Annotated in this window: 15 protein-coding genes; 8 read left to right on the forward strand and 7 right to left on the reverse strand. The window is 69.3% G+C overall.

Going from position 1 to position 15,781, the window contains the following annotated elements; all coding sequences use genetic code 11:
* Window positions 1–89: 89 nt before the first annotated feature.
* Window positions 90–1,130, forward strand: a complete 1,041-nt coding sequence (locus tag ACO06I_RS18655; RefSeq protein WP_421934123.1) for a ribonucleotide-diphosphate reductase subunit beta — start codon at window positions 90–92, stop codon at window positions 1,128–1,130.
* 3 nt (window positions 1,131–1,133) lie between these two features.
* On the opposite strand, the gene ACO06I_RS18660 is transcribed toward ACO06I_RS18655, so the two are convergent.
* Window positions 1,134–1,742 carry a class I SAM-dependent methyltransferase gene (locus ACO06I_RS18660; RefSeq protein ID WP_421934124.1) on the reverse strand — a complete coding sequence of 203 codons (609 nt, stop codon included), beginning with the start codon at window positions 1,740–1,742 and terminating at the stop codon, window positions 1,134–1,136.
* Window positions 1,743–1,821: 79 nt separating this feature from the next.
* Here ACO06I_RS18660 and ACO06I_RS18665 point away from each other — a divergent pair, with 79 nt between their 5' ends.
* Entirely contained in the window at window positions 1,822–2,061 is a 240-nt protein-coding gene (locus ACO06I_RS18665) for a DUF2188 domain-containing protein (protein WP_421934125.1), read from the forward strand.
* Here the strand turns inward: ACO06I_RS18665 and htpX are convergent.
* The 3 genes from htpX to ACO06I_RS18680 form a co-directional block, all read right to left on the reverse strand.
* Window positions 2,058–2,993, reverse strand: coding sequence for a zinc metalloprotease HtpX (htpX, locus tag ACO06I_RS18670; RefSeq protein ID WP_421934126.1), 936 nt, complete (start codon window positions 2,991–2,993; stop codon window positions 2,058–2,060). The genes ACO06I_RS18665 and htpX overlap by 4 nt on opposite strands.
* Before the next feature lie 61 nt (window positions 2,994–3,054).
* Entirely contained in the window at window positions 3,055–4,569 is a 1,515-nt protein-coding gene (locus ACO06I_RS18675; RefSeq protein WP_421934127.1) for a putative bifunctional diguanylate cyclase/phosphodiesterase, read from the reverse strand.
* Between the two features lie 72 nt (window positions 4,570–4,641).
* Window positions 4,642–5,889 carry a dicarboxylate/amino acid:cation symporter gene (locus tag ACO06I_RS18680; RefSeq protein WP_421934128.1) on the reverse strand — a complete coding sequence of 416 codons (1,248 nt, stop codon included), beginning with the start codon at window positions 5,887–5,889 and terminating at the stop codon, window positions 4,642–4,644.
* Between the two features lie 114 nt (window positions 5,890–6,003).
* Between ACO06I_RS18680 and ACO06I_RS18685 the strand changes: the two genes are divergently transcribed.
* Together ACO06I_RS18685 and ACO06I_RS18690 are read left to right on the forward strand one after the other, a co-directional pair.
* Window positions 6,004–7,458: an AMP nucleosidase gene (locus ACO06I_RS18685; RefSeq protein WP_421934129.1), complete on the forward strand. Its 1,455-nt coding sequence runs from the start codon at window positions 6,004–6,006 to the stop codon at window positions 7,456–7,458.
* 119 nt (window positions 7,459–7,577) lie between these two features.
* Window positions 7,578–7,751, forward strand: a complete 174-nt coding sequence (locus tag ACO06I_RS18690) for an oxidoreductase-like domain-containing protein (RefSeq protein ID WP_421934130.1) — start codon at window positions 7,578–7,580, stop codon at window positions 7,749–7,751.
* On the opposite strand, the gene ACO06I_RS18695 is transcribed toward ACO06I_RS18690, so the two are convergent.
* The gene (locus ACO06I_RS18695) at window positions 7,748–7,972 is read right to left on the reverse strand and encodes a hypothetical protein (protein ID WP_421934131.1); all 225 of its coding nucleotides are present in this window, start codon (window positions 7,970–7,972) and stop codon (window positions 7,748–7,750) included. The two genes, ACO06I_RS18690 and ACO06I_RS18695, sit on opposite strands and share 4 nt — an antisense overlap.
* A 118-nt stretch (window positions 7,973–8,090) precedes the next feature.
* Between ACO06I_RS18695 and ACO06I_RS18700 the strand changes: the two genes are divergently transcribed.
* The 3 genes from ACO06I_RS18700 (at window position 8,091) to ACO06I_RS18710 (ending at window position 12,751) form a co-directional block, all read left to right on the forward strand.
* Window positions 8,091–8,867: a tyrosine-protein phosphatase gene (locus ACO06I_RS18700; protein WP_421934132.1), complete on the forward strand. Its 777-nt coding sequence runs from the start codon at window positions 8,091–8,093 to the stop codon at window positions 8,865–8,867.
* 224 nt (window positions 8,868–9,091) lie between these two features.
* On the forward strand, window positions 9,092–10,267 hold the full coding sequence (locus ACO06I_RS18705; RefSeq protein WP_421934133.1) for a pyridoxal-phosphate-dependent aminotransferase family protein: 1,176 nt from the start codon (window positions 9,092–9,094) through the stop codon (window positions 10,265–10,267).
* A 267-nt stretch (window positions 10,268–10,534) separates the two neighbouring features.
* Window positions 10,535–12,751, forward strand: a complete 2,217-nt coding sequence (locus tag ACO06I_RS18710; protein WP_421934134.1) for an autotransporter domain-containing protein — start codon at window positions 10,535–10,537, stop codon at window positions 12,749–12,751.
* 92 nt (window positions 12,752–12,843) lie between these two features.
* Here the strand turns inward: ACO06I_RS18710 and ACO06I_RS18715 are convergent, their stop codons facing one another.
* Together ACO06I_RS18715 and ACO06I_RS18720 are read right to left on the reverse strand one after the other, a co-directional pair.
* Window positions 12,844–13,482, reverse strand: a complete 639-nt coding sequence (locus ACO06I_RS18715) for a hypothetical protein (RefSeq protein WP_421934135.1) — start codon at window positions 13,480–13,482, stop codon at window positions 12,844–12,846.
* A gap of 17 nt (window positions 13,483–13,499) precedes the next feature.
* Entirely contained in the window at window positions 13,500–14,045 is a 546-nt protein-coding gene (locus tag ACO06I_RS18720) for an endonuclease domain-containing protein (protein WP_421934136.1), read from the reverse strand.
* Between the two features lie 160 nt (window positions 14,046–14,205).
* On the opposite strand from ACO06I_RS18720, the gene ACO06I_RS18725 reads away from it, so the two are divergent.
* Entirely contained in the window at window positions 14,206–15,639 is a 1,434-nt protein-coding gene (locus tag ACO06I_RS18725; protein ID WP_421934137.1) for an MFS transporter, read from the forward strand.
* Window positions 15,640–15,781 lie beyond the last annotated feature (142 nt).

Below are 15,781 nucleotides of genomic sequence, written 5' to 3' on the forward strand. Positions count from 1 at the left end.
CTCGCCGCTAGATGTTGTCGTGGATCGATGGCTAAAGTTAACCCGCTAACGCGTCGTTCGTCGATTCCGCCTTGCTGGAAAGTCCGCCCGTGACCGCCTCGAAAATCGCCCTGCCCGGCCTGCTCACCCCGTCCTACGCCTACAAGCCCTTCCGCTATCCGTGGGCCTACGAGTTCTGGAAGAAGCAGCAGCAGGTCCACTGGATGCCCGAGGAGGTTCCGCTCGGCGAGGACTGCAAGGACTGGGCGACCAAGCTCAACGACCGCGAGCGCAACCTGCTCACCCAGATCTTCCGCTTCTTCACCCAGTCGGACGTCGAGGTGAACGACAACTACATGGAGCGCTATTCCCGCGTCTTCAAACCGACCGAAGTGAAGATGATGATGTCGGCCTTCTCCAACATGGAGACGATCCACATCGCGGCCTACGCCCTGCTGCTCGAAACCATCGGCATGCCCGACTCTGAGTTCACCGCCTTCCTGGATTACCAGGAGATGCGCGACAAGCACGACTACATGCAGAAGTTCGGGGTCGACACCAACGCCGACATCGCCCGCACCTTGGCCATGTTCGGCGGCTTCACCGAGGGCCTGCAGCTGTTCGCCAGCTTCGCCATGCTGATGAACTTCCCGCGCCACAACAAGATGAAGGGCATGGGCCAGATCGTCTCCTGGTCGGTGCGTGACGAGAGCCTGCACTGCGAGGGCATCATCAAGCTCTACCACGCCTTCAACGCCGAGACCGGCGTGGTCACCAAGAGCGTCGCCGACGACATCATCGACTGCTGCAAGACGGTGGTGGGCCTGGAGGACAAGTTCATCGACCTGGCCTTCTCGGCCGGCGAGGTCCAGGGCATGACGCCTGAGGACATCAAGGCCTATATCCGGTTCATCGCCGACTGGCGCCTGCGTCAGCTTCACCTGCCCGAGGTGTTCGGCGGGGTGAAGGAAAATCCGCTGCCCTGGCTGCAGTCCATGCTGTCGGGGGTCGAGCACGCCAACTTCTTCGAGGCCCGCTCCACCGAATATTCCAAGGCCGCCACCAAGGGCCAATGGCACGGGGAAGCCGGCGTCTGGGCCGAGTTCGACCGGTCCCTGTCGCGCCGCAGCGAGAACGTGCCCGCCGAATAGGACTCAGGCGGGCCTGACCACGGCGACGTGCAGCCAGGTCCGCGCCTCCTGCTCATAGCTGTGGCCGGCGGCCTGGCCGATCGTGAGGTCCGTCCAGGATCCCGCCTGGCCATAGGCGGCCCTCAGCTCGGCCTCCGACGGGAAGTTGAAATAGCGTCCCAGGGTGTCGCGGCCGCCGCCCTCGCCGGCCTTGTAGCTGGCATGGAAGAGACCGCCCGGCTTCAGGGCGCGGCGCACCCGGCCCAGCACCAGCGGCAGCGCCGGCGTGGGCACATGCAGCAGGGAGGCGTTGGCCCAGACCCCGTCGAAGGCCATCTCGTCCTCAATATCCTCGAACAATTGCACCCGGACCGGTCGTCCCAGCCGCGCCTGGGCGATCCGGGCGAGGCCCGCCGATCCGTCCAGGGACGTCACCTCGAACCCCCGGGCCAGCATCACCTCGCTGTCCTGCCCGCCGCCGCAGCCGAGGTCGAGAACCGCGCCGCCGGCCGGCAGGGCGGCCAGGAAGTCCGACAGCCTCTGCGAGGCCTTGGGCAGCCGACGCCCGGCATAGGCCGCGGCCTCCCGGTCATAGAAGGCCAGGGTCTGGGGATCGTGGGTTTCGTCGGCCATCGCTTGCGCTTCTCACCCTATGGATCGACCTTGCCACCTTGGCCGTTCAGGCGGCGGGATCAATCCATCGGAGCGGGTCATGAGCAAGGTTGTCTACGAGATCGTCCAGCATGACGGCGGCTGGGCCTATCGGTCCGACGGGGTCTATTCGGAGACCTTCCCCAGCCACGACGCCGCCCGCGCCGCGGCCATCCGGGTGGCCCGCGAGCAGAAGGTCCCCGGGACCGACGCGGCCATCTCCTTCGAGACCCCGGACGGCAAGTGGCATGAGGAACAGGTGGACGGCCATGACCGGCCCACCACCGAGGTGAAGGGCTAGCTCCAGGGCCCGCGCGCGGCTGGGGTCACCGGAACCGCCGTGCCCGCCCGGCGCGGACCGCTGACGGCGGCCCCGCCGCCCTCGGCCAGCTTCATCAGGGCCGCCACCCGGTTCCGGGTCGCCGGGTGGGTGGAGAACAGATTGTCCGCTCCCTGGCCCGACAGCGGATTGATGATGAACATGTGGCTGGTGGCCGGATTGCGCTCGGCCTGGTGGTTGATCATGCCGCCGCGGGCATAGGCCTCGATCTTCTGCAGGGCCGAGGCGAGCGCCTGGGGATCGCCGCTGATCTCCGCCCCACCCGCGTCGGCGCCGTATTCGCGGTGGCGGCTGATGGCCATCTGCACCAGGGCCGCGGCGATTGGGGCGAGGATGGCGAGCGCGATGGTCCCGATCACGCCGCCGGGCCGGTCGCGATCGTTTCCGCCGAAGAAGAAGGCGAAGTTGGCGAGCGCCGAGATGGCCCCGGCGATGGTGGCCGTCACCGTCATGGTGAGCGTGTCGCGGTTCTTCACATGGGCCAGCTCGTGGGCCATCACGCCGCGGATCTCGCGGCGGTCCAGCATGCGCAGCAGGCCCAGGTTCGCGGCGACCGCGGCGTGCTCGGGGTCGCGGCCGGTGGCGAAGGCGTTGGGCTGCTCGGAATTGATCAGATAGACCCTGGGGCGCGGCAGGCCGGCGCGATCCGACAGCTCGTGGACGTCGGCGGCGAAGTTGGCGATGAGGCGGTCGGGGTGGCTCTCGTCCACCTCGGTCGCGCCGTACATCCGCAGCACGATCTTGTCGGCGTTCCAGTAGCTGATGGCGTTGAGGGTCACCGCCATCAGGAAGGCGATGGCCATCCCGCTCGGCCCGGCGATCAGATAGCCGACGCCGACGAAGAGCGCGGTCAGGGCCGCGAGCAGCACGAAGGTTCGAAGGTGGTTGCGCATGGGTCCTGTGGCGGCCTGGAAGGTCGACACGGATATGGGGATCGCGCCCCGCCCCGCCAAGCTATCTCGAGTTGCGCAAGGGGATGGGGGTGACCGCCGGCCCCAATGGGACCCGCGCCGCGGCGCTCTCCAGCAGGCGGGCCTCCACCGCCTCGGCGGGCATGGGACGGGCGAACAGGTAGCCCTGCAGGCGGTCGCAGCCGGCGGCGCGCAGGAACAGGGCCTGACCCTCGTCCTCGACGCCCTCGGCGACGATGCGGCAGTCGAGGGAGGTGGCGGCCTGCAGCATGGAGCGCACCAGCTTGGAGACCCGGGGATCGCGGCCCACGTCGCCGATCAGGGACTGGTCCAGCTTCACCGTGTGGATCGGCAGCTGCATCAGGGCGCGCAGGTTGGAATAGCCGGTCCCGAAGTCGTCCAGGGCCACGCGCACCCCACAGGCCGCCAGCCGCTCGATATGGCGCCGCGCCAGGTCCAGGTCGTCCACCAGGAAGGTCTCGGTGATCTCCACGGTGAGCGCCGTGGCCGGCAGGTCGGTCGCCCGCAGGCGGCGGATCAGGTTGCGGGAGAAGGCCGGGTCCAGCAGTTCGCGGGGTGAGACGTTGCAGGAGACGGTGTCGATCAGCCCCTGGGCCACCCAGGGGGCGGCGCGCTGGCAGGCGGCGGCGAACACCGCGGCGTCCATCTGGCCGATCAGGCCCAGCTCCTCGGCCAGGGGCACGAAGACGCCGGGCAGCAACAGGCCCTGCTCGGGATGGTTCCAGCGGGCCAGCACCTCGACGCCGACGATGCGGCTGTCCTGGGCGTCCACCACCGGCTGGAACCAGGGGACGATCTCCCCCTGCGGGATGGCGCGGCGCAGGTCGCCTTCCAGGCTGTTGCGCCGGTCGCTGGCCTCCCGCATTTCGCGGTCGAAGATCGAGAACCGGCGTCCGCCCCCGGCCTTGGCGCGGTAGAGGGCCATGTCGGCGAAGCGTTGCAGATCGGTGGCGTCCACCGCGTTGTCGGGGAAGACCGCGACCCCCACCGAGGCGCTGGGGGCGACGGTGCGGCCATAGATCCAGTAGGCCTGGGCCAGGGCGGTGGTGAGTTGCTCGGCGCGCGCCGCCACGTCGGGGGCGGCGGTGATCAGGGCGAACTCGTCGCCCCCCAGGCGGGCCACCAGGTCGCCATGGCGGGCTTGGCCGCGCAGACGCGTGCCCATCTCGTTGAGCAGCAGGTCCCCGGCGTGGTGCCCCAGGGTGTCGTTGAGGTGCTTGAAGTGGTCCAGGTCGATGACGAAGAGGGCCACCCGCTCCCCCGACTCGTGGGCGTCCTCCAGCCGTTCGATCAGCGCCGAGGTGAAGGCGCCGCGGTTGAGCAGGCCGGTCAGGCCGTCGGTGCGGGCCAGGTGCAGGGTGAGGGCCCGTTCGGCCTCCAGCTCGTCGACCCGCCGCCCCAGGGCGGCGCTCAGGCGCTCGAACTCCTCGGTGGCGCGGCGCAGGTCCTCGGTCTTGGCGGCCAGCAGGGTCTCGGCCTCAAGGCGCGCCAGGCGGGCGCCTCCGAACTGGCGTGTGTGCGCCCTGGCCTCCGACATCTCGTCCCCCGCTATCCTCATTTCGGGGAGATATTGGCCGACGAGGCCGGAATCGACCGTTAACGGCCAAGCTTAGGCGGCCTGGGGCTCGGCCTCGGGGTTTTCGATCTGGCGCTCCCACTTGGCGACCACGGCGGCGGCCACGGAATTGCCCACCACGTTGGTGGCCGAGCGGCCCATGTCCAGCAGGTGGTCGACCGCCAGGATCAGGATCAGACCGGCCTCCGGCAGCTTGAAATAGGCCAGGGTGGCGGCGATCACCACCAGGGAGGCCCGCGGCACGCCGGCCATGCCCTTGGAGGTCACCATCAGCAGGGCCAGCATGGTGATCTGCTGGCCGATGGAGAGGTCGATCCCGTAGGCCTGGGCGATGAACAGGGTGGCGAAGGTGCAGTACATCATCGACCCGTCCAGATTGAACGAGTAGCCCAGCGGCAGGACGAAGCTGGCCACCTTGCGCGACACGCCCCACTTCTGCAGCTCCTCCAGGGTGCGCGGATAGGCGGCCTCCGAGGAGGCGGTGGAGAAGGCCAGCAGGGCGGGCTGGCGGATGCCGGCCACGAGCTTCAGGCCGCGGGGGCCGACGATCAGGACCAGCACCCCGATCAGCAGGGCCCAGAGGATGCCCAGGGACAGGTAGAAGCCGCCGACGAACTCGGCATAGGTGGCCAGGATGTCCAGGCCCTGGACGGCGATGGTGGCGGCCAGGGCGGCGAAGATGGCCAGGGGCGCGGTCTTCATCACATAGCCGGTGACCTTCAGCATGATGGCGGCGATCTGCTCCACCAGGGCCAGAACCGCCGGGGCCCGGTCGTCGATGGCCGCCACGGCGGTGCCGACGAAGACTGAGAAGATGACGATCTGCAGGATCTCGTTGTTGGCCATGGCCTCGACGATGGACTTGGGCACCAGGTGGGTGACGAACTCCCGCAGGGTGAACTTCGACATGTCCACCGCCGCGCCGGCCGCCAGGTCGGGGTTGGGCAGGGCCAGGCCCGAGCCCGGATGCAGCAGGTGGGACATGATCAGCCCGATGGTGAGCGAGACGATCGAGGCGGTGATGAACCAGCCCAGCGCCTTGACGCCGACCCGGCCGATGGTGGCGGCGTCCTCCATGTGGGCGATGCCGGCCACCAGGGTCGAGAAGACCAGGGGGGCGATGATCATCTTGATCAGGCGCAGGAAGACGTCGGTGATGATGGACAGGTTGTCGGCCACCGCCTTGGCCTGATCGGGGCTGGCGTACTGGTTCACGGCCCAGCCGACGGCGACGCCCAGGACCATGGCGCCGACGATGAAGGCGGTGAACAGGCGATTCATGGCAAACCCTTGCGAAGGACCGATAGCCGACCTTTGTCGCCGGGATGGGGCCCCGCGTCCATACCGGCGCGTGCGGTGTCTCGAAACCTTGGCCGGGCTGCGCTAGGTTGGGTCATGAACCCTGACACCGAGGCGGCCGCGATCGTCGCGAAGCTGAACGCCGAATACCAGCGGAGCGTCGACGCTCTGCGCGACGCCCTGAAGATCTTCCTGGCCGGCGGCCCGCCGCCCGACCCCGCGGTCCGCGCCGACGGCGCCTTCGTCTATCCCGAGCTGCGCCTGACCTGGCCGCCGGGCCAGAGCTTCCCCCGGCTCAGCCGCGCCTACGCCCGGCTCTCAGCGCCCGGCAAGTACGCAGTGACGGTGACCCGGCCCGACCTGTTCGGCGACTACCTGATCGAGCAGATCACCCTGCTGCTGACCGACTTCAAGGTGGAGATCAGCGTCGGCCGCTCCACCCAGGAGATGCCCTTCCCCTATGTGCTGGACGGGGCCGTGGACATCGCCATGGCCGACATCGGCTCGGCCGATATCGCCCGGCACTTCCCCACAACCGAGCTGTCGGCCATCGGGGACGAGATCGCCGACGGCTTCTGGAGCCCGGCCCTGGAGGACGCCCGGCCACTGGCCCTGTTCGACGGCCTGAGGACCGACTTCTCGCTGGCCCGCCTGACCCACTACACCGGGGCGCCGGCCGAGCACGTGCAGCAGTACATCCTGTTCACCAACTACCACCGCTATGTGGACGAGTTCGTCCGCTGGGGCTGCGAGCAGCTGAAGGTTCCGGGCGGGCCGTTCACGGCGCTCTCGGCCTCGGGCCGGGTGCTGGTGACCGCGCAGAGCGAGAACCCCGAGCAGCAGATCGCCGACGGGCCCTGGCGCCGCCACCAGATGCCGGCCTACCACCTGATGGCCGAGGGCCGCGCCGGGATCACCCTGGTGAACATCGGGGTCGGGCCCTCCAACGCCAAGACCATCACCGACCACCTGGCGGTGCTGCGGCCCCAGGCCTGGCTGATGATCGGCCACTGCGGGGGCCTGAGGGGCTCACAGACCATCGGCGACTATGTGCTCGCCCACGCCTATCTGCGGGACGACCACGTGCTGGACGACGTCCTGCCGCCGGCCATCCCGATCCCCCCCATCGCCGAGGTCCAGGTGGCCCTGGGCAAGGCCGCCGAGCAGGTCACCGGGGAGACCGGGGAGGTGCTGAAGAAGCGGCTGCGGACCGGGACGGTGGTCACCACCGACGACCGCAACTGGGAGCTCCGGTTCTCGGTCAGCGCCCTGCGGTTCAACCAGTCCCGGGCCGTGGCCATCGACATGGAGAGCGCCACCATCGCCGCGCAAGGCTACCGGTTCCGGGTGCCCTACGGGACCCTGCTGTGCGTCTCCGACAAGCCGCTGCACGGGGAGATCAAGCTGCCGGGCCAGGCCAACGCCTTCTATGAGCGGGCCATCGGCCAGCACCTGCAGATCGGCATCGCCACCATGGCGCTGCTGCGCAAGGAGGGGGCGCGGCTGCATTCGCGCAAGCTGCGGAGCTTCGACGAGCCGCCGTTCCGCTGAACATGTCGGTGGTCGCGGATGGAGGAAAACGGGTTTGGCCGCGCTTGGCCGCGACCCCTTGGCCGACAAGGCTTTCCGGCCCGCCAAGCCGACCGACACGCGCCAATATCTGACCGACCATGACCGACCAGACCCCCGTGCCCAAGCGGCCCAAGACCCCCGACCCGATGGAGTGCTGCCGGCGCGGCTGTTCTCCCTGCATCTTCGACTATCACGACACGGCGATGGAACGCTGGGCGGCGCGGGTGCGGGCCCTGGGCCTCGATCCGGACGAGATCCCCGCCGACGACTAGGGCCGCCAGCGCCAGCCGCCGTCGGTGGTCTTGGCGCAGATCACCACCAGGACGCAGACCAGGGCGGCGATGGCCAGGGGACGGGCGGGGCCGTGGAGGTAGGCCAGGCAAAGCGCCAGGCCCGCGAAGAATCCCACCAGCACCGCCCAGCCCTGCCAGGCGATCGGCCAGCCGGCGCCGTAACCAAGGACCTTGGGGGCGAACCAGGGGCGTCTGGGCATGGCGGGCTCCTTCCGTGGGCCGAAATCTAGCGCCGTGCGACCGCCCGGCCAACGGGTGAAGATTGATCGGCGCCGCTCAAGATTGCCTTCCGTGGGGCTGCGGCGTTAGAGGGTTCGGATGACCCGACACATCGCCTTCGAAGGCATCGAGAACTTCCGCGACTTCGGCGGCTACGACACCGTCTGCGGGCGGGGCCTGAAGCCCGGCGTCCTCTACCGCTCGGCCAATCACGGCCAAGCCACCGACGCTGACCTGGCCAAGATGGCCGAGCTCGGCATCACCACCATCGTCGACCTGCGCCGCCGCCGGGAGCGCGACCGGGAGCCGTCGCGGCGCTGGCCGGGCTTTTCCGGCCAGGTGATCGAGAACGACATCGAAGGCGTGGAGACCGACTGGGCCGAGGGCATCGCCGCCGCCGAGCGGGTGGACGCCGAGTGGTTCCGCCAGGACAGTCTCGGCTTCTACCGTGAGGCCCCCCACGCCCCGCGCCACGTCGACCTTTTCCGCCGCTACTTCCGGGCCATCGCGGAGACGGACGGCGCCCTGGTGGTGCACTGCGCGGCGGGCAAGGACCGCACCGGCCTGATCTGCGCGCTCACCCACCACATCGCCGGGGTCCACCGCGACGACACGCTGGCCGACTACCTGGCCACCAACAACGAGGAACGGATGGCCGCGCGGATGGACTTCCTGCGCACCTACATCCTCGACCTGACGGGCAAGCTGGTGGACGACGACGGCCTGCGGCAGGCGGCGAGCGTGCACCCGGACTATCTCGACCACGGCCTGTCGGTGATCGAGGCCAGCCACGGCGGCATCGATCAGTATCTGGAGGAGGTGCTGGAGGTGGACAGCGTGCTGCGCGGCAAGATCGAGGCGCGGATCTTGCGGTAGGGCGGAGGTCTCGCGGCCGCTCCTCCTCTCCCGCTTGCGGGAGAGGGTAGGGTGAGGGCTCTTTCTGAAGCTCCGTTGTTGCTCCGGCGTCGTGACGCGCAGCCTTGCTGCGCGCCCCCTCACCCATCCTCTCCCCCTGAAGGGGGCGAGGAGGTGGCCGTCCCGACATTGCGCTGACGCCCCTCGCGGCCTAATCGTCCCCCGCCAGTTTCGAGGGGAATTCCATGCAGAGCTTCCAGCCGCCGCGCCGCATCCTGATGGGGCCCGGCCCCTCCGACGTCAGCCCCCGCGTGCTGGCGGCCTGCGCGCGACCCACCATCGGGCACCTGGATCCGGCCTTCCAGGACCTGATGGAGGAGATCAAGGCGGGGCTGTCGCGGCTGTTCAATGCGGGCGGCTATGCCTGCGTGCCGCTGCCGGCGCCGGGCACCGCCGGGATGGAGGCGGCCATCATGAACCTGCTGGAGCCCGGCGACCGGGCGGTGATCGCCATCAACGGCGCCTTCGGCGGCCGCATGGCCGACATGGCCGACCGGGCCGGGGCCGAGGTGATCAAGGTCGAGTTCGAATGGGGCCAGCCCGTCGATCCGGCCAAGGTGGAGGCGGCCATGGCCGGCGGCCCGGTCAAGGTCCTGGCCTTCGTTCACGCCGAGACGTCGACCGGCGCGAAGAGCGACGCCGCCGCCCTCTGCGCCCTCGCCCGCAAGTACGGCGCCCTGTCGGTGGTGGACTGCGTGACGTCGCTCGGCGGCATCGTGGTGGACGCCGCGGCCTGGGACGCCGACGTCATCTATTCCGGCACCCAGAAGTGCCTCTCGGCGCCGCCCGGCCTGTCGCCCATCTGCCTGTCGCCGCGGGCCCAGGCGGCGATCACCGGCCGCAAGACCAAGGTCCGCAACTGGCTCTTGGATTTCAATCTGCTGATGGCCTACTGGGGCGGCGAGGGCGGCCGCACCTATCACCACACGGCCCCCATAAACGCATTGTATGGGCTCCATGAAAGCCTGGTGGCCCTGTTCGAGGAGGGCCAGCAGGCTGTGCTGGTCCGCCACGCCCGCAGCCACGAGGCCCTGGCCGCCGGGATCGAGGCGGCGGGCCTGAAATTCCTGGTGGACCCCGCCCACCGTCTGCCGCAGCTCAACGCCGTGATCGTGCCCGAGGGAATCGACGAGGCCGCCGTGCGCGCCCACGTCCTGGCCAAGTGGGACCTGGAGCTGGGGGCGGGCCTCGGCCCCCTGAAGGGCAAGATCTGGCGCATCGGCCTGATGGGCGCCTCGGCCACCCCCTGGCACGTGCGGGTCTGCCTGACGGCGCTCTGCGAGGCGTTGAACGCGCAAGGCTTCAAGGCCGATGGGGCCGCGGCGGTGGCCGCGGCGGAGCATAGGCTCACGTCAGCCTAGCGGTTCGACGGCCCCCTCACCCATCCTCTCCCCCGCAAGAGGGGGAGAGGAGGAGGAGGAAGCCTAGCGTGTGTTCGTGTTATGTTCCCGGTCGCGGAGCGTGCTGGAGGACGCCATGGAACCGACGTGGGCGCGGGGCGCTTAGGAAGCGCCACGTTTCCGCCTTCTGGCGAACAGCGAGGCTCCGGCGGTGCTTTTCAGGCAGCCCGCGCGACCCAGCGGCAAGACCTCATCGAAGACTGCCTACGGACCCTGGAGGGGCCCGCCATGAAAAACATGTTCCTGATTCCGCCGCTGAGCCTGGCGCTCGCGGCCCTTTCGACGATGGCCGTGGCGCGCGAGGTGGTGGTGCTGCCCGGGGTGGTCAGCCCGGTGGGGGTGCTGAGCGGGGTCGACACCCAGGGGCCGGGGACGCTGACCGTCGGGAACCAGGACATCAACACCAGCAATGACGCCGGCGGCGCCATCACCAGCTCGGCGGCCAACACGGCCAATATCCGCTTCAACAACAGCTCCACCGTGACCGGCTTCGTCGGCTCGACGGGCACGACCTTCCTCAACATCGCCGCCGGCGCGGGCGGCAATACGGTGACCTTCAACGGTCCGGTCTACGCCACCACCTTCACCGTGACGGGCAGCGGCACGGTCAACTTCAACCGCGGCTTCACCAGCAACACCGGCTCGACCCTGGACTTCGCCGGCGACGGATTCCTGAATGTCGGGGCCGGTCAGACCGTCAAGGCGGCGCTGACCAACACCGCCGGCGCCAACACCGGCACCCTGACCCTCAACAACGGCAGCATCTTCGACGGCGCGGTGGGCGCGGCCAGCGGCCTGAAACTGGTGCGGGTCACCGGCGGCAACGCCCTGATCACCGGGCAGGTGAAGGCGGGGACCTACACCCTCGACACCAACACCTTGAACGTGGCCGGCGCCTTCGCCATTCCGGTCGCCGGCACCATCAACACCACCATCTTCAGCCCCTCCCTCTACGGCAAGATCGTTCCGGTGGGCGCGGCCACCATCGGCGACGGCCTGAAGGTGCTGGTGACGGTCACCGGACCGATCGCCAACGGCACCAGCTTCAACATCGTCGACGCCACCAGCGGCACCACGGGCAGCACGGTGACGGCCACCAGCAACACCCTGCGCTACGCCTTCTCGGCGGCGCCCACCACGGCGGGCCTGGTGCGGATCACCACCACCCAGATCCCCCTGGTGGACGTGGTGGCCCCGGTGGTGACGCCTCCCGTGGTCCCCGGCGTGCCCGCGGTTCCCGTCCCGCCGGCGGTCAACCCGGCGCTGCCCATCGTCATCGCCCCGGTGATCGACGCCCTGCCGGTGACCCCGACCAATCTGGGCGTCCTGACGGCCATCACCCTGCTGCCCAACGCCCCGGCGATCGCCGCGGCCCTGGCCCAGCTCGGCCCGGGCACCGCCAGCCTGGCCTCGCCCCAGGTGGCCTTCCGGGCGACTCAGCGGTTCCAGGATCTTTGGGCCTCCCACCTCGAGGGCCAGCAGTCCTGCAGCCAGGACAGCCAGATGCGCGACCGGGAGATCCGCCGCGCCGCCGACGCCTCGGCCTGCCAGGTGGACGACGACCGCCGTCCGCACCTGTGGATGACCGGATTCGGATATGAGCGGTCCCCCTTCAGCTCCGACCGCCAGGGCGACGTCGCCGGCTACGAGGGCAACGAGTCCCGCATCGCCGGGGCCATGGCCGCCTATGACGCGCCGATCGGCGAGAACGCCCGGGCCGGCCTCGGCCTGCGCTACGCCCTGTCGTCCATCGACGGCAACAACGGCGACGCCGGGGTCAATCCGGCCCGCAGCCACGGGAACATCAGCTCCTACCAGGCGACGGCCTATGTCGGTTACGCCCCGGGCCCCTGGTTCGTGAACGGCTCCATCGCCTATGGCTTCGACAACTATTCGGGCTTCCGCCACGTGGCCTTCACCGGCGTCGACAGCACGGCGGTCGCCGACTACAGCGGCAGCCAGTTCACCGCCTTCGGGACGACGGGCTATCACCTGCGCCTCGGCGACGGGCGGACGGTCGTCACCCCCTATGCGACGCTGCAGTACACCGACCTGCGGACCGAAGCTTATACCGAGACCGGCGACCCCGCGCTCAACCTGAAGGTCGCCGCCCAGCAGTACGACTTCCTGCAGACGGGCCTGGGGGTGAAGGTCTCCCGCGACATTCCGCTTTCCGGCTCGCGGGTCTTCCGGCCCGAGGTCCACGGCAAGTGGCTGCATTCGCTGAGCGAGGAGATGATGACCAACACCTCGGCCTTCGAGGGCGGCGGCCCGGCCTTCACCATCAGCGGCCTGAAGGCCGATCCCGACACCTTCAATGTCGGGGCGGGCTTCACCTACAAGAGCCCCGGCGCCTGGTCGGTGGGCGGCGGCTACGACTATCTGTGGCGCGACCAGAACTATTCGGCCCACCAGCTGATGGTGAGCTTCCTGCTGCGGCTCTAGGGCCAGACGGAGGGCTCCGCGGCGCGGGGCCCTCCAGTCCCTGGAGTTTGGGCGTGACGGAAGCCAGAGCCGGCGTCCGCCCCCAGGCTATCCTACATCGGCGGCGCCTTGCCCTTTTCGCCGGTGGAGATGGCGTTGGTGACCAGGCCCTTGGCGCTCGACTGGGCGACCAGGAAGACCGAGACCCCGGCCTTGATCATGGTCCGGTCGCCCGGCGTGATCTGGACGATGGGGACGTTCTTGGGCACCACGATGTGGCGGGTCCCGTAGGAATAGGTGACGTCCAGCTCCTGGCCGTTCTTGCTGGCCACCACCTTGCCCACGGTGCCGTTGGTCATCATCGAGCCCTTCTTCAGGTCCCAGGCGTAGTGGCCCTCGCCCATCTTCACGCCGGGCGGGAAGATGTGGACCTCCAGGGATTTCCCGCGGCCGTCCTTCTGGGGCATCTCGGCGGTGCCGATGAAGCTGCCGGGCTGGATGGCGGCGACGGTGATGGGCTTCATCACCGAGACGGTCCAGCTGGGCGCCAGGTTCACGGTGACCTCCTTGCCCTCCTTGGTCTTCAGCACCAGGGCGTCGACCTTGGCCACCTTGACCACGCCGCGCACGATCTGCGGGGCGATCTGGGCGGCGGGCATCTGGCGCACGATGGCCGGCGACGGCTGGGCCAGGGCGGGGCCGGCGGCCAGGGCGAGGGCGGCGGCGAGGGCGGCCCGGCGGGGATGCGTCATGGAGCGGGTCTTTCGGTTCAGGGTTCGGCGACGGTAGCAGCCTGGGGGCGCGAGTCACGGGGCGGCGAGGATGACGTTGGGGCCGCTGACCCTCGGCGCGTTGCGGTTCGACGGCCCCTCACCCATCCTCTCCCCCGCAAGAGGGGGAGAGGAGGAGGTCGCTGGAGATTGGCCCTGGAGTCCTCCTCTCCCCCCCTGGGGGAGAGGTCGGGTGAGGGGGTCTCGCCGCCGCAGGCGGCGAGGATGACCTCGCAGGCGTCGGTGCGGAACTCCAGGATGTACGAATTCCAGAAGCGGATCACCCGGAATCCCTGGGCCTGGAGATAGGCGGTCCGGCGCGCGTCATAGGCGGTGGTTTCTGAATGCTGGCCGCCGTCGAGTTCGACGATCAGGGCGGCCTCGATGCAGAGAAAGTCGGCGAAGTAGGGTCCGACCGGGACTTGGCGGCGCCACTTCCAGCCGCCGAGCCGCCGCGCGCGCAGGACGTGCCAGAGGCGGGCCTCAGCGCGGGTTTGAGTGGCGCGCAGGCTGCGGGCCCTGGCTGTCGGCGCGCCGCGGCTCATCGGCCCCCTCACCCATCCTCTCCCCCGCAAGAGGGGGAGAGGAGGAGGAATGTTAGCTGAAGTTCTTGTTATGTTCCATCGAGAACTTTCGACTCTACATCGCCGTCCAAGGGGCTAACCTCGGACCCAGCCGCCGTCAGAGCGGGCTGGGAGGACGCTGGTGAGTGAGACGCACGGGGCCTCGGCCATTCTCGATCCGCCGGCGATCGCCGGCGTCGGCGGGGACGCGCCGCTGAGCAAGGGCGGGGCCGCCTGGGCGGTCTTCGAGGGGGCGCGGAACCCCTATGTGGTGCTGATCACCATCTATGTCTTCATGCCCTATGTGTCCTCGACCATGGTGGGCGATCCCGTTCGGGGCCAGCAGATCATCTCGTCCTGGAGCCAGTACGCGGGCTGGATCGTGATGGCGACGGCGCCGTTCCTGGGCGCCTCCATCGACAAGCTGGGGCGGCGCAAGGGCTGGCTGGCCCTGGTGGTGATGACCATGGTCCCGGCCATCTTCGCCCTGTGGTGGGGCAGGCCGGACGGGTCGGGCCTGTCGGTCACCGCCGTCATGGCGCTGTCGCTGCTGATCGGGGTGCTGTTCTCCTATTCGGAGGTGCTGCACAATTCGCTGCTGGTGCGGGCCGCGGGGCTGGAGGGCGCGCACAAGGCCTCCGGCCTGGCGCTCGCCCTGGGCAATCTCGGCTCGGTGAGCGCCCTGATCTTCTGCGCCTGGGCCTTCGCCCTGCCGGGCCATGTGGATTGGGGCTTCGTGCCGGCCAAGCCGCTGTTCGGCCTCGACGTCGTGATGCACGAGCACGAGCGGATCGTGGCGCCCATCGCCGCGGTGATGTTCGCGCTCGGGGCCATTCCGCTCTTCCTGTTCACGCCGGACGCGCCGCGCAGCGACATCCCGGCCCTGAAGGCCTTCTCCAGCGGGGCGTCGGAGCTCTGGCGGATGATCAAGGCGATGGGCGGCTACCGGGAGGCGGCGATCTACCTGGCCTCGCGCATGTTCTATTACGACGGCATGACCGCGCTGCTGATCTACTTCGGCATCTATTCGGCCGGGGTGATGAAGTGGGGGGCGCTGGAACTGCTGATGCTGGGGATCATCCTCAGCGTGCTGGCGGTGCTGGGGGGCTTTGTCGGCCGCTGGCTCGACGCGGGGTTCGGCCCCAAGCGGGCGGTGCAGATCGAGATCGGCATGTCGCTGATTGGCATCGTCGCCCTGCTGGGGATGGCGCCGGACCGCATCCTCTACCTGTGGACCTTCGACCCCTCCGTACGGCTGTGGGAGGGGATGTTCGGGACCTGGCCGCAGGTGGTCTACATCCTGATCGGCTTCTCCAACGCCATCTTCGTCACCGCCCAGTACGCCTCGAGCCGCACCCTGCTGACCCGGCTGACCCCGCCCGAGCAGACCGGGACCTTCTTCGGGGTCTATGCGCTCTCGGGCACGGCCACGGTGTGGCTGGGGTCGTTCCTGGTCAATCTGGGGACCCAGGTGTTCAAGACCCAGCAGGGGGGCTTCGCGGCCATCGCCCTGCTGCTCTTGGTGGGGTTCGTGGGGCTGCTGTTCGTCAAGGGCGGGGATCGGCGGGTGGTCTGACGGTCAGGCTTGCGCGGTTCGGGAGCCCCCTCACCCACCCTCTCCCCCGCATAGGGAGAGGAGGTGGTCGCTGGAAGTTCGCCGTTGACGCTCCTCTCCCCCCTGGGGGAGAGGGTAGGGTGAGGGGGGCGCTCCGCCGCAG

It is taken from the genome of Phenylobacterium sp. (assembly GCF_965229015.1).
Lineage (GTDB): Bacteria > Pseudomonadota > Alphaproteobacteria > Caulobacterales > Caulobacteraceae > Phenylobacterium.

Coding starts and splice junctions, on each gene's coding strand:
- ACO06I_RS18660 (WP_421934124.1), bottom strand. CDS start 1,742: ATGGCCGACGAAACCCACGATCCCCAGACCCTGGCCTTCTATGACCGG.
- ACO06I_RS18665 (WP_421934125.1), top strand. CDS start 1,822: ATGAGCAAGGTTGTCTACGAGATCGTCCAGCATGACGGCGGCTGGGCC.
- htpX (WP_421934126.1), bottom strand. CDS start 2,993: ATGCGCAACCACCTTCGAACCTTCGTGCTGCTCGCGGCCCTGACCGCG.
- ACO06I_RS18675 (WP_421934127.1), bottom strand. CDS start 4,569: ATGTCGGAGGCCAGGGCGCACACACGCCAGTTCGGAGGCGCCCGCCTG.
- ACO06I_RS18680 (WP_421934128.1), bottom strand. CDS start 5,889: ATGAATCGCCTGTTCACCGCCTTCATCGTCGGCGCCATGGTCCTGGGC.
- ACO06I_RS18685 (WP_421934129.1), top strand. CDS start 6,004: ATGAACCCTGACACCGAGGCGGCCGCGATCGTCGCGAAGCTGAACGCC.
- ACO06I_RS18690 (WP_421934130.1), top strand. CDS start 7,578: ATGACCGACCAGACCCCCGTGCCCAAGCGGCCCAAGACCCCCGACCCG.
- ACO06I_RS18695 (WP_421934131.1), bottom strand. CDS start 7,972: ATGCCCAGACGCCCCTGGTTCGCCCCCAAGGTCCTTGGTTACGGCGCC.
- ACO06I_RS18700 (WP_421934132.1), top strand. CDS start 8,091: ATGACCCGACACATCGCCTTCGAAGGCATCGAGAACTTCCGCGACTTC.
- ACO06I_RS18705 (WP_421934133.1), top strand. CDS start 9,092: ATGCAGAGCTTCCAGCCGCCGCGCCGCATCCTGATGGGGCCCGGCCCC.
- ACO06I_RS18710 (WP_421934134.1), top strand. CDS start 10,535: ATGAAAAACATGTTCCTGATTCCGCCGCTGAGCCTGGCGCTCGCGGCC.
- ACO06I_RS18715 (WP_421934135.1), bottom strand. CDS start 13,482: ATGACGCATCCCCGCCGGGCCGCCCTCGCCGCCGCCCTCGCCCTGGCC.
- ACO06I_RS18720 (WP_421934136.1), bottom strand. CDS start 14,045: ATGAGCCGCGGCGCGCCGACAGCCAGGGCCCGCAGCCTGCGCGCCACT.